Genomic DNA, 14,151 nt, shown 5'->3' on the forward strand with positions numbered 1-14,151 from the left:
AATGAAACGTGTTGCAGACTATTTAAACTATCAAGACTTCAAAAGTGAAGCTGATGCAAAGGTTTTACCATCTATTCAAAAAATAGTCAATGAGTGTTTTCGAACACCTTTATATGATAAATATAAAAAGTGCTGAAAACTCTTCATCATTATTGGCTCAGTTACTTTAGGATTACTAGCTATTACTCTAAGTGTTCTTATTCCATGCCTTATTTATGATAATAGCGCTGGAGTAATTGCTGGTATAGTATTTGCATTTTTTACATTAATAGCTTTAATTTGTGCATCAGTCTACTTAGCAAAAGCTTTAAACGCAGCTAAAGCAATCTCTACAATGATTCGCAATAAGACTTCTAGAGATGAAATTTATAAAATGGCTATTAATATACTACAACCTAATTGAAGTTTTAAAGGTAATGACTATTATGATCCAAGTGCTGGAATCAAATATTCATATGACCCTAACTCTCGTGTATTTACAACGACAGAATATAAAAACTGCATACCTTCATGTATTCCAAAAGGTTCTAGATTAGTAGAGGCAAAACCTTGTCAAACTTTAATTATTGATCAAAAGTACCCAACTCACTTTTCTAATACACACTGAATATATGAAACTACAACTACTGATTCAAGAGGTAATATACAACGTCATGAAACGCATTATTATGCTACATTACTAAAAATCGATGCAAGAGCACTTGATCCAAAACATTGAGCAACTTTTTCATATTTTGGAAGTTTTGACGACAAAATGAAGAAGATTAAACTCGAAAATCCTGAATTTAATAAAATTTTCAAATTAAAGAGTGATGATGAATTAAAAGCTCGTGTTATGTTTACACCATTGGCGATGGAAAATCTAACCAATATGTGAAAGAAAAACTTCAAATTTACAAGTACTCAATATATAAAACTAGAAGCAGATAATGATTTAATTTATATGTCATTTATCTCACCTCAAGGATTTGGAATCATAGATGTACCAACATATGCAACAAAACCAGAAAAAGTAACTCAAGCAATTTATATTGATGTTTTAAAAGATATTTTTTCACTTTACTTTTTACTTGAACTAGTTTACATTCCAAACTACTTATATTAGAAATATAGCAATAAAAAGCTATATTTTTTAATATATTTTATTGAAAATAAAATATAATTTCAAAAAATAACATAGAGGAGATATCGATGAAAAAAACAATTGATGACCTTAATTTAAAAGGAAAAAAAGTATTAGTTAGAGTTGATTTTAACGTACCAGTAAAAGATGGTGTTATTACATCAACAAAAAGAATTGTTTCTGCTTTACCAACAATTAACAAAATTATTGCTGAAGGTGGAAAAGTTATTTTATTCTCTCACTTAGGAAGAATTAAATCAGCTGAAGATTTAGCTTCAAAAACACTTAGACCAGTTGCTGTTGAATTAGCAAACCAATTACAACGTCCAGTTACATTTGTGCCTGAAACAAGAGGTGAATTATTAGAAAAAACAGTTGCAAAAATGCAACCTGGTGATGTTGTTTTAGTTGAAAACACACGTTTTGAAGACTTAAATGACAAAGCTGAATCAAAAAACAATCCAGAACTTGGTGCATACTGAGCTTCTTTAGGTGATGTATTTATTAATGATGCATTCGGAACAGCTCATAGAGCTCACGCTTCAAACGTTGGAATTTCTTCAAACATTAAAGAATCTGCACTTGGATACTTAATGCAAAAAGAAGTTGAATCATTAAACAAAGTAATTACAAACCCAGAACACCCATATGTAGCAATCATTGGTGGAGCTAAAGTTTCAGACAAAATTCAAGTATTAGAAAACTTAGCTAAAATCGCAGATAAAATGATCATTGGTGGAGCTATGGCTTACACATTTATGGCTGCTAAAGGTGAAACAACAGGTACATCATTAGTTGAAAATGACTATGTAGAACTTGCAAAAGAATTTTTAGCTAAATATGGAGATAAAGTTATCTTACCAGTAGACCATGCATGTGCTAAAGAATTTAAAGATGTAGAACCTGAATTCCAAGAAGGTTCAATTAAAGATGGATTTATGGGACTAGACTTAGGACCTAAATCAATTGCAAACATCAAGGATGCATTAAAAGATGCTAAAACAGTTGTTTGAAATGGACCTATGGGAGTTGCTGAATTTGTTAACTACGAAAAAGGTACACTTGCTGTTTGTGAATCAATCGCACAACTTAAAGGTGCTTACTCAGTAGTAGGTGGAGGTGACTCTGTTGCTGCTGTTGAAAAACTAGGAATGGAAGATAAATTCACACACGTTTCTACAGGTGGTGGTGCTTCACTTGAATTACTTCAAGGACTTAAATTACCAGGTGTAGAAGCAGTTCAAGATAAATAATATATGTAAGAAGCGAAAGCTTCTTATTTTTTGATATTTATAGCTTTTTTGTTTACATATTTAAGTAAAAACAATATAATTTTTTTAATTAATTTTAAAGGAGAAATAATGAAAAAAACTGTACTTATAGTTATAGATGGATTAGGACTTAGAGCAGAAAAACAAGGGAATGCTTTTGCTTTAGCTAATACACCTACATTTGATAATTTATTAGCTAATTACCCTAATTCAGTTCTACAAGCTTCAGGAGAATTTGTAGGACTTCCTAAAGGACAAATGGGTAACTCAGAAGTTGGACACCTTAACATTGGTGCTGGAACTGTAGTTTACACAGGATTATCATTAATCCAAAAAGCTTTAGATGATGGAACATATAATGAAAATAAAGCCTTTTTAGAAGCTTTCAACGCTGTTAAAGAAAATAATAAAACACTTCATGTAATGGGACTTCTTTCTCCAGGTGGTGTACACTCACTTGAAGATCACTTATTTGAATTATTAAAATCTGCACATGAACACGGAGTTAAAAATGTTTCAGTTCATGCTTTTGGCGATGGGCGTGATGTAGCTCCTAGAAGCATTAAAGCTTCATTTGAAAAATTAGAAGCATTATGTAAAGAATATGGATACAATATTGCTTCAATTTCAGGAAGATTCTACGCAATGGATAGAGACTCAATGTTTGATAGAGTTGAAAAAGCTTATGAAGCAATTTTAGGAAATTCAGAAAGAAAATTTACTTCAGCTACTCAATATGTTGAAGAACAATACTCACAAGATATTAGTGACGAATTCTTTGTACCTGCTGTAAATGCTAACTTAAACCAAAATGCCTTTGTCCAAGATGGAGATTCAATTATCTTCTTCAACTTTAGACCTGATAGAGCAAGACAATTAACACACTTATTTATTGGATCACCTTTATACGATGTAAAACCTATGCACCCTAGAAATATTGATAAATTCGTTTCAATGATGAAATACGAAGGAATCAACACAATTATTGCTTTTGATGAAATGCAAATTACAATGCCTATTGGTAGAGTATTAGAACAAGCTGGATTAAAACAATTAAGAATAGCTGAAACTCAAAAATATGCACACGTTACATACTTTATGGATGGTGGTAACGATATTGAGTTTAAAAACTCAAAACGTATTATGGTTGATTCATTAAAAGTTGAATCATATGCTGATGCTCCACAAATGTCTGCTCAAGGTATTACTGATGAATTATTAGCTAATGCTTTAGATTTTGATGTAACAATTATGAATTATGCAAACCCTGATATGGTTGGACATACAGGAAATCTACAAGCTGCAATTAAGGCTGTTGAGTTTTTAGATAGTCAAATTGCTAGAGTTATTAAATGAGCTGAAGAAAACGATGTTACAATCTTTATTACAGCTGACCATGGTAATGCTGAAATTACAGAAGATGCTAATGGTAAACCAGCTACAAAACATACATCAAGCCCTGTAATGCTAGTATGTAGTGATAAAAGCGTTAAATTAGCCGATGGTAAACTAGCTAATGTAGCTCCTACAGTGCTTGATTACATCCATGTAGCACAACCTAAAGAAATGGATGAACCATCTCTTTTAATTAAATAATAAGATAAATATATTACCGACTTACTTTTGAATATAGATCTTAAAGATACTAAAACTTAACTAAATATATGAATAAATTAATAATACGAAGCTACTGTTTAATGTAGCTTCTTTTTCTTCCAAACTACGCACTGAACTAAAAATTTGTTAAATATTGAATATGGAAATTTCCACATATTACATAATTATCATAATTTTTATACAAATAAGAATATAATCAAAATATACATATTTAATAATATTTAAATGCCAGTATTTAACGGGCTTAAAATCTGTTTTAAAGAATATTGCTTTAAGTATATGGATGAAATCACAGATGTTAAAGGCTTGCTTAAAATAAATGAATAGGAAAATGCTATGAAAAAGATTTGAAAATACACTTTATTAGGAACTATATCTGTATTACCACTTTGCTCACTTGTATCTTGTCAGCAACTTGAAAAAGGAGAAATTAATGATAATTTAAGTAAGGTTAATGGAATTAAAGAAAAACTGTGAGCTAATCCTGACAAAAATTTCAACCTTGATGAATTAAATAAAGCGATCCTTAAATTTGTGCCTGCACAAAATGAAAAATATTACTATTTACCTGTAAACTATTTAAAATCATTAAATTTAATAATTCATACGATAAATAGAAATCCAAAAATTTATAACAACGATGGAACTATAAATAAAACTGCTTGAATAAATATTAATTTAGTCAACAATTACTTAAAATATATGAATAGTGATGATTGTTTCTTTATCAAAAAAGAAAATGCAAATAGTAACAAGCCTGAACTAGTTCCGACTCAATCGTTTGTTTGAAAGTCAAAACAAATTCCTCTATACAAAAAACTTGATTTATCAGCTGATGATATTAAACATTTTACTTCTACTGAAGAAGCAAAGAAAATTAATTTCTTACAACAAATACTAGAAAATCAAAAGAAGTTAGATTTAAGCCAATATAGCAAAGAACATAAAGAACTTGTTTTAGCAAATAGAAAATACGGGTTAGATTCACTTGAATCGCTTAGTTTAATCGACTTGGAAAGCAAAAAAGAAAAAGCTAAAATGACACCATCTTGAAATGTTGAAGAAGAAATCTTTAATAAACTTTACCCAAATTATGAATTAAATCAATCTAATGCTTTAAGTACAGCTTGAAACAATAAGATAGAATTTCTTGCTAAGGTAAAAGATCCTGAATTTAATGCTCCTTTATCATATTTACATAATAATCAATTTGTGCAAGCTATAAATGAATATACGGTTCAAGAAGTAACTTATACAAATTCTGAGCTTTCTACATTGCTCAATGATAATAAACTATCAAATCATATGCATCAAGCTCTAATAGCTCTAAAAGATAGTGTTTTAAGTAAAAATTTTGAAACTTATTTTGATAAAGTAAATATTCTTAAGGATTACAATGAAGAACTAGAAATAAGTAAACTAGAAGAATTAAATACTAATGTAAGATTTTACAAAATCTCTATTCCAGTTAATGTTGAATATGGAAACTTAAAACCAGAAATTTATATGGTTGACGGGCTAGAAAATAAAATTTTTATTAATTATCATCCTAAAAAACATCAAGCATATATAAAATATGATACGCATACAACATTTGATACTTTTGAATCAAATTATAAAAAGATTTTTAGCGAACAATTTGACAGATATGCTAATAAAACAAGTGATGCTGAAAAATACATTAATCAAGTATATGATTCCTTAAAAACTAATAAGACAAGCTTAGATAATTCATATGTTGCTTCAAATGAACCTATTAAAATATACGAATTTATTATTCCTCTAATCGTGGAAGGCGATAATCAAGCAGAATTTATAATAAATAAAGTTCCAAGTGATTTTATTAAGTCATTAGAATATCAAACCTATAGTTCATTTGAACCCGATTTACCTGAAAATCGAGATAGATATATAGGAATACTAACAAAAAACTTAGATAAAAATATTAGTAATGCTTATTTAAACAATAGACCTTATGATCTTGCTACATTGCATAATACTCAAATACCTGAAATAGACAAATTGCTAAAAGGTAAATAAAGCACAGAATGCTCTAGTAATAGGGCATTTTTGTATGCTTTAGAAATTAGCCTTAAGCATTTAGCAATGATTGCAAACCTAAAGCAAATTAAAACAGTCTACCATTTATTGGCAGACTGTGTTAACAAGGAAAGTAATTAAACTTAGAAAGTCTTCATGACATCGACTTATTTACTAATAAATCAACTGCTTTCTTCTTGTTCATCTAATAAAGAACTATCATCGATATCAAAGTATGAGTTTAATTCTTTTGTTTGAGCATATTTATTTGCCTCAGCAGTGCGAAGTAATGATTCTGATTCTTCTTGTAATGTTTCTTTTGTCATTTCCATTTCAATTTCTTTTTGAACTAATTCATCTTCTACATCTTCAATTTCAGGTTGCAAGTCTGCAATTGCATCGATTTTAGAAGTTTTATGTTCTTCTACCATTTCTTCTTGCTCTTTTGGTACATTTGCATCTACACCACTAGCAATAATAGAAACTTTGAAAATTTGTGCATTGTTATCAAGTTCAACGATTTCTTGACCAATTTTGCAATCATTGATAAATCCACCTTGACCTGATAGCATTTCGTGTACTGTTGATACAGCTTTTCTTATATCTTTATTTGTAACCATTTTGTCGTGTTGTATGTTAATAAGAAGCTTAGATGCATTCTTGATATCATATTCATATAAGTTTGTTTCAAAGGCTTTTTTAACAGCTTTTTCAGCACGATTTTCACCAGAAGCTTGACCAATACCAACAATAGTAAGTCCTGCATCTTTTAAAGCGTGCTTAATGTCTGCGAAATCAATGTTGATTGTTCCGACACGATTTAGCACATCGTGAATTGCAAAGATAATATTTTTTAAGGTTACGTTTGATAATTTAAGTGATTCAGCAAATGGAACGTCAGGATTTTCATCTGATAATTTTTCGTTTGATAACACAATATATGAGTCAACATTTTTCTTAAGCTCTTCAATCCCATTTAATGCAACATTCATTCTGTTTTGACCTTCGTAAATAAATGGAGTTGTAACTAGACCAATTGTTAATGCTCCATTTTCTTTAGCGATTTGAGCAATTTTTGGGCTAGAACCTGTTCCGGTTCCACCACCAAATCCAGCTGTGATGATTACAACATCAGCATCTTTTAAGGCTTCTTTGACTTCTTGTGTTGATTCATCAACTGCTTTAGCTCCTAATTTAGGATCTGATCCTGCTCCAAAACCTCTATTTTCTTTTCCTAAAGGCACTTTATGATTACATACACTTTTTTCGAGTGATTGAAGATCTGTATTAGCAACTATAAAATCGACATTTGGAAGATCTTCATTAAACATCATGTTAACTGCATTGTTTCCAGCTCCACCTACCCCTATGACCTTTAGGGATATAGCTGTTTTATAAGATGCGTTATTGATATTGTTTAATTCGTTGTTCATTTTATCTCCTATCTAAAGTGTAATAAACCTATAAGTTTATTGAAAATATTGTTTTTTGATTTAGGATGCATATAATCTATTTTGCTTAAAACAGTATTGTTTTGAATGCTTTCTAATTTTTGGTTGTTTGTGTTAAGAACAACTTGTTCTAGGATTGCATCTTGGATTGTAAATAATCTAAAGTTGTTGACATTTTCAAGGCTTTGAATTGTCATATTGTGTTTGTTGAAACGAGTGAAGAATGTTTCTTCGATATCCTTAACCATTCATGCAAGTTGACCAGTAAATGCAATATGGCTTAATTGAATTATAAGAGGATTTTTGAAACTGATAATAGTGTATTTTAATAATTCATTTAATAATGAATTTTTAAATGCACTGTATTGCTTGAAAATACCTTTAAGTGTAGGAATTAGGCTTTCTTCCACCACTTCGTTTTCAACGTTTGCTGTGTTATTTTTGATTTGATACTTAATAATTTCTAAATTATTAAGTTGGTTATTATTATCAAGTAAGTTATAACCTAAAGGAAGCTTTTTGTATGTTAAAATAGCTCCATTTTTCACTACAAAGAAGCTTATGTAGTCAGCTTGTATATCTACCACTAGGCTTGCAGTAGGAATACTTTTCATGCTTGATGCTACTACTTGACTTTGTAAGAAGTAATTTGTTTTGCAATTTGGTATGTTAGCTGAAAAAACAGCTTTGAAATCATTAAGTGAAACAGGATTAAGGTTTGTTTTGAAAACTGATAAGTATTGTGTGATAGTCTCTGCTACACGATTTTGAGGAATATCTTTATATTCCTTGATGATTTCATTTTTTTGCATCATATAGTTTATAGGAGAACTTGTTAAAAAGTCTTCTAAAACATTAGCTTGCATAAGGGTTGAATTTTTTTTATTAAATAATTCAGCCAAGATTTTAGAATCGCAACTAGTATTTTGACAATTTAATTTATTTACCATAATTTTTTGCTCTAAATTAGGAAATAAATTATCATCAAAAACATAATTTAATGTTACAAATTCTTTTTTTACGACATCTTTAACTTGAGCAATGATTTGATCATGTCAAGCTACTAGTTCTTCGATATGAGAATAAGAAATTGTGTTAGCTGTGTTTAATTTAACATTTAAGTAGTTATCATTAGTATTTTTTACGAATGCAGCAGTGCATTCTTCACTTCTAATATGAAAGTTTATAAAAAATTGATTCATAACTACTCCTATACAAAAACTTATTAAATATTGTTAAATTAAACTAATTTCTTTATTACACGTAATTTAGCGCTCCGAGAGCGATTATTTTCTTCGATTTCTTTGTTTGATGGTTTAACCTGTTTAACAAGGAATTTTTTTTCTTCCATAACAGGCATTTTACTTGGAAGATCACTTTTGGTTATATCCTTTATAAAGTCTTTAACCATTTTGTCTTCAAGTGAGTGAAATGTAATGATACTTAATGTTCCGTCCTTATTTAATAATTCTGTTGCATCAAGTAATAATTGTTTTAAAGAATCAAGCTCATTGTTAACTTCAATTCTAATTGCTTGAAAGATAGCTTTTGCTGGATTTTTTTGTCTTAATAAAGCTGCAGGATAGGCAGATTTAACAACATCAACTAACTGTAAGGTAGTTGAAATTGGTCTAGCATTCACGATGGCTTTCGCAACTTTTTTATTAAGTTTTACATCAGCGTATTTTCATAAAATGTTAGCCAAGTTCTCTTCGGAATATGAATTTACTACATCATAAGCAGTTAGTTCTTGTTCTTGATTCATGCGCATATCTAATTTAGCATCTTTGTTATAACTAAATCCACGTTCGGCTTGATCTATTTGAGGTGATGAAATTCCTAAATCAGCAATAATACCATCTACTTTATATATCCCTAGTTCATGAAGTTTATTTTTAATATCTTTAAAATCACTTTTAACTAGAGTAAAGTTATTTCCAATCGCTTGCAATCTTTTCTTAGATTGTTCTAAGGCATATGTATCCTTATCAAATGCAATTAATTTTCCTTGTGGTATTTTAGCTAGAATAGCAGAAGAGTGTCCTCCCATACCAACTGTTAAATCAACATAAGTACCATTTTGTTTTATGTCTAGTGAGTTGATAGTTTCTTCTAGCATTACTGAGTAATGTAATTTATTTTCCTGAGACATCTTGAGACAAGAATTGTGCTAATTCTGCCATATCCTCCACTGTATATTGATTTTGAATTTCATCATATTTTTCTTTAGCTCATAGTTCAACAATTGAACCTACTCCGATAAAGATAACTTCTTTTTGGATAGATAATTTTTCAATTATTGGTTTAGGTAGGGAAATTCTGTTTTGGTTATCTAACACGACTTCAAAAGTGTTCCCAAAAATATATCTAGCTAATGTTCTTGTTTTAACATCAAATCTAGATTTGTTTTCAATCATAGCAATGTATGATTGAAAACCTTCTTGAGAACGCACTTCAGCATTGCCATCAAAACCGATGGTAATGTAAAGCTTGCTTCCGAGTTCGTCTCTAAAAACAGGTGGTAATACTACTCTGTTTTTATCATCTATGTTCCGTGTTTGTGATCCATACATAATTTACCACTTCCTCCCACTATCCACCATAATTCTACCATTAATTGTTTACAATAAACAAAAAAACAAAAAATTTTCTTTTATTTTTTTGATTTTTGTAGTAGAAAAAATAAAAATGCCTTATTTCTGATTTTAATAAGTGCAAAAATAGGAAAAACTGATAAAATTTAAGCTAAATTAAGCATTTTTCTAGCAAAATATGAAAATGCAAAAATTTATCAAAATATGGAAAATACATTTTATTCCATATTTTGATAAAAAGCTTAATTTTGCAACCATTTTAAAAGATAAGTGGTTACAAATTTAATATATAATGTTATTTATACATTAATAAATCTTTGAGAAAGGGAACGATGAATATCGAACAAAAGTATTGATATCTCAAACATTCATTTTTATCATGAACTGGTACTAATGGAAACTATGAGAGCAACTTATCTATTACATTACTTTTAATGAAAATAGTATTAGTTCTAACTGTCTTATTTGTTGCTTTATTTTGGATTTTTAAAAGACAAATATATGCTTCATGACAAAAGAATCAACCTTCAGTAAAAGTGCAAGGAATTTTAATTCGTTGCGTAGGATTTCTACTTTTACTTGGAATGTTTTTACGTTCACTAAATATGGGGTTAACACACTACCCTAGAATTTGAGAATCTCTTCCACTACATTTTTGTCGTTTAGTTGGATTATGTATCGGAGTGATTTTATTATTTAATAAACCTAGAGCTATTAAATATGTTGCTTCAGCAGCTTATTTAGGAGCTTTTATTGCTTTAGCAATTCCTGATGTAAAAATTATTTACACACCAACTGAAAGTTTTACTGCGTTTGGTGAAACTTTTACAGCAGGAAAAAGCCACATTTATTATGTAGCTTGAAATAATGTTTACTTCTATGATTTAGTTGGACTGCATGTATTTATGATTGTTTCAGTAACAGTTGTTAGTGTGCTATATCCATATAAATTAACAAAAGTTGATGTATTTAATCAATGTAAATTATTTGCATCATTCTTACTTGTGGTATTTGTGATAAATGCCTTTACAGATAACTTAGCACCTATTGAATGAAAGAGTAACTACTTCTACACAGGATTAGATGAATACAATGGCTTCTCAAGTTTACTTGGACCATTACTTCACTGACCATTTAGTTTAATCACTCTTAGTGTTATTGGAGTAATTTATTTCTTCTTTACAGCTTGAATCTTCGATCTTCAAGATCGCTTAGTATTCAGTTTTGGCAAAGGGAAGAAATTTATAACTATTCAAGAAAGTTCTAAAGGATTTATTAGCTCAATGAAGAGAGTTAAGAAAGCCTAAATCTCGCATCATATGTCTAAACATATGATGTTTTTTGATAAAGAAATTTAAGATATTTTATTTAGAATTTTATAGAATTGAATTAGAGGAAATTTAATATAAAAAGGATTTAAAATGGGTAGATTTAAAAAGTTTTTTATTACATCTTCAATTGCTTTAGGTGCTATAGCTGGAGTTAGCTTTATCACAATACTTATAATGGCTAATATTGAACCAACTAAAATTAAATTAAAGTTTAATAACTTCTCTTCGCCAAAACCTTTTGATGCTAGCACGCCACAAGAAGAACAATTATATTTAGTGAGTGATAAAGATCAAAGTAATTATTATGCTCATCCAGATTATATGTTAAAGATACAAGATGGTAAACCTATACTTTATATAGCATATGTTCAAGGACATGGTAGAGGTAAACAAATAATTAAAAAGAGCTATGATCTTGGTAAAACCTGAAGTAAACCTTTGGATTTATCTAAGGATTTTGATTACTTGCAAGAAACACCTACAATATTTGAACTTAAAAAAGTCGATGAGAATGGTAATTATATAGAAGATAAAAAAATCTACCTATATGCAAGTGCTAGACCAGGATGAAATTCCGTTATAAATAATGGAGAAGGTATTGATATTTCTTTATCTAATGATTTAGAAAACTGAAAACCATTTGAAAACTTCTTTGGTCCTAGAGCTAAGAGACAAAAGTATAATGTTTCCCATGGCGTTTGAGATGCTATTGTTGCATTTTCGACTCTAGTACAACTTAGAGATGATAAAGGTAAACTGCTTAATAAATGAAATGGATATTTCCATACTTATGCAGGAAATATTTATCAAACAACTATTTCATTTAACAATGAAGAACAATTAGAATTAAGCCAACCAATAGAAATTAAAGTAAGTGAGGGAACTAATGATTTCTCTGAACCTTGCATAATTCAAAATCCAAGTAATCCTAGTGAATCTTATATGCTTGTTAGAAGCATCAGTCGTAAAGCTAAAGGGTACTTACTTCATTCGAATGATAATTTTAAAACCTGAAAAAATCTAGGTGAACTGCCTGATACATTATCAGGTGAAAGACATAAAGCAATTTTCCATAATGGTAAGTTCTATATTTCCTTTAGACAAATCTCACCAAAACTATTTAATAATGTATTTAATAAGAAGATATACTCATACGGACCTATGATTTGAGTAGGAACATTTGATAATATAAAAAATGGTAAAGGACTTCTCTTCAAGATAGGACAAACTTATGATTCAGGTACAAAAAGTTTTGATGATGAATTAGCTAATGCAGATACAGGATATTCAGGTTTAGCTATATATGATAACAAACTTCTTTACAGCACTTATGGAAAATTTGATCCAGAAGATAGAAATAGCACACAAATCTATAGCAAAATTATGGATATTGATAAATTAAAATAATTTAAAGCTCATTCTTAAATAGAGTGAGCTTTCATATGCTTATTTTACTTTTGCCTCTATATGCAAGTTTTAAAAATTATGGGTATGACGATAAATATAATAATTAAAATATCTTATGATCTACTATTTTCATCTTCTTTAAATTTATCTAGGATTTCTTTGAAAACTAAAGGTGGTATGTGTGAAGTTTCATTAGCTTCTCCAATTTGCTTAGTATCAAAATCATTTTTAGTCTTGAGTACATAGTTTCCTTTAGCTAATTTCCCCAGTGTCATAGTCGTTTTCTTCAATGAACAATGACCTTTATCTCCTATTTTGTATCCTTTATCTACATATCATCTTCTATAATACTTACCATCAATTATTTTTACATGGCGAGTATCCATGGTTCCGCCAATTTTTGCTTTTTCTTTTACTTGAGTGATCCAATTATCATAATATTCTTTAGTTACTTCTTCTCATTGAGTTTCATATGTTCGTTCTCTTCTCTCTTTTTTAAAAGGAATTTCTATATTAGAATAAAAACCACCTGATTTATTCTGGGGAAAATCATATGAGCCATAGCAAGCAATATTTAAATTTCCTTGAAAATTTAAATTAGCTCTTAAATATTGAAACAGCATAGAACTATGAGGATTTTCGATATATCAGTATTTAGGCTTAAAATGTTTTATAAGATTAACTGAATTGATAGCACATTTTTCTCCTAAACGTTTGATAAATAGCTGCTTATCTGCTTTAAGGTTTTTAGTAAAGCCTGATTTTAATTTTTCAAACTCTTCTACACTTCTTTCGACTAGAGGAGAATTTTTATCACCTCTTATTTCTTGTTTTCAGAAGCAAGTTCCACCACCCGTCATTGATAAAACATTACTAAATGATTGACATAAGGTAGAACTCGTTATGATATCAGGCTTGTCTATTTCTCCATTTCTAATCATTTGTTCAAATATCTCGATTATATTATCTTGACTTAAATCTATATTTATATATCTTTGAAAGTTAACACTTAATTGACCACGATAACTTTCTTTATGAGTATCTACTACATCAAATGTATATATAAAATAATTGTCTTCATATTTATATTTTTGAATAGATCTTGATAATGAATTGCATCCTCCACCAAATAAATCCCAAATAATAATTCTGTACATTTAACCTCCTATTTACTTATCTGTTTAAATTATATTTAGTAGGATATACTGGCAGAAGCAAAAGAAAATTATTGTAACTTTTTTATAAAAATTTTCTAATTTTTCGGTAATAGACCAATTTTTGTGTAATCACTTCGATCTTTTGTAGATATATTATAAA

The 14,151-nt window shown here is 29.1% G+C and carries 11 protein-coding genes; 6 read left to right on the forward strand and 5 right to left on the reverse strand.

Translation table 4 applies throughout. From position 1 onward, the window contains the following. Position 1: 1 nt before the first annotated feature. The 4 genes from ACX1M8_RS02640 to ACX1M8_RS02655 all read left to right on the forward strand — a co-directional run bounded on the left by ACX1M8_RS02640 (position 2) and on the right by ACX1M8_RS02655 (position 6,051). Positions 2-1,105: a DUF3137 domain-containing protein gene (locus ACX1M8_RS02640; protein WP_458836736.1), complete on the forward strand. Its 1,104-nt coding sequence runs from the start codon at positions 2-4 to the stop codon at positions 1,103-1,105. Between the two features lie 86 nt (positions 1,106-1,191). Further along, positions 1,192-2,376: a phosphoglycerate kinase gene (locus ACX1M8_RS02645; protein ID WP_458616918.1), complete on the forward strand. Its 1,185-nt coding sequence runs from the start codon at positions 1,192-1,194 to the stop codon at positions 2,374-2,376. A gap of 108 nt (positions 2,377-2,484) precedes the next feature. Continuing rightward, the gene (gene gpmI, locus ACX1M8_RS02650; protein ID WP_458835007.1) at positions 2,485-3,990 is read left to right on the forward strand and encodes a 2,3-bisphosphoglycerate-independent phosphoglycerate mutase; all 1,506 of its coding nucleotides are present in this window, start codon (positions 2,485-2,487) and stop codon (positions 3,988-3,990) included. Between the two features lie 357 nt (positions 3,991-4,347). Next, positions 4,348-6,051: a hypothetical protein gene (locus tag ACX1M8_RS02655; protein ID WP_458836737.1), complete on the forward strand. Its 1,704-nt coding sequence runs from the start codon at positions 4,348-4,350 to the stop codon at positions 6,049-6,051. A 167-nt stretch (positions 6,052-6,218) separates the two neighbouring features. Here the strand turns inward: ACX1M8_RS02655 and ACX1M8_RS02660 are convergent, their stop codons facing one another. The 4 genes from ACX1M8_RS02660 to ACX1M8_RS02675 are packed head-to-tail and all read right to left on the reverse strand — an operon-like array spanning position 6,219 to position 10,075. Further along, entirely contained in the window at positions 6,219-7,484 is a 1,266-nt protein-coding gene (locus ACX1M8_RS02660; RefSeq protein WP_458616927.1) for a cell division protein FtsZ, read from the reverse strand. Positions 7,485-7,492: 8 nt separating this feature from the next. Beyond that, on the reverse strand, positions 7,493-8,704 hold the full coding sequence (locus ACX1M8_RS02665) for an MAG3720 family protein (protein ID WP_458836738.1): 1,212 nt from the start codon (positions 8,702-8,704) through the stop codon (positions 7,493-7,495). 38 nt (positions 8,705-8,742) lie between these two features. After that, entirely contained in the window at positions 8,743-9,654 is a 912-nt protein-coding gene (gene rsmH, locus ACX1M8_RS02670; RefSeq protein ID WP_458836739.1) for a 16S rRNA (cytosine(1402)-N(4))-methyltransferase RsmH, read from the reverse strand. Then, positions 9,638-10,075 carry a division/cell wall cluster transcriptional repressor MraZ gene (locus tag ACX1M8_RS02675; RefSeq protein WP_458616934.1) on the reverse strand — a complete coding sequence of 146 codons (438 nt, stop codon included), beginning with the start codon at positions 10,073-10,075 and terminating at the stop codon, positions 9,638-9,640. The genes rsmH and ACX1M8_RS02675 overlap by 17 nt, the downstream gene beginning before the upstream one ends. Before the next feature lie 353 nt (positions 10,076-10,428). Here ACX1M8_RS02675 and ACX1M8_RS02680 point away from each other — a divergent pair, with 353 nt between their 5' ends. Together ACX1M8_RS02680 and ACX1M8_RS02685 are read left to right on the forward strand one after the other, a co-directional pair. Further along, positions 10,429-11,403, forward strand: a complete 975-nt coding sequence (locus ACX1M8_RS02680) for a TMEM164 family acyltransferase (RefSeq protein ID WP_458807005.1) — start codon at positions 10,429-10,431, stop codon at positions 11,401-11,403. A 114-nt stretch (positions 11,404-11,517) separates the two neighbouring features. Continuing rightward, positions 11,518-12,834 carry a BTB/POZ domain-containing protein gene (locus ACX1M8_RS02685; protein ID WP_458835096.1) on the forward strand — a complete coding sequence of 439 codons (1,317 nt, stop codon included), beginning with the start codon at positions 11,518-11,520 and terminating at the stop codon, positions 12,832-12,834. Positions 12,835-12,947: 113 nt separating this feature from the next. Here the strand turns inward: ACX1M8_RS02685 and ACX1M8_RS02690 are convergent, their stop codons facing one another. Next, positions 12,948-13,991, reverse strand: a complete 1,044-nt coding sequence (locus ACX1M8_RS02690) for a hypothetical protein (protein WP_458835095.1) — start codon at positions 13,989-13,991, stop codon at positions 12,948-12,950. Between the last annotated feature and the right edge of the window lie 160 nt (positions 13,992-14,151).

Source organism: Mycoplasma tracheobuteonis, assembly GCF_054456995.1.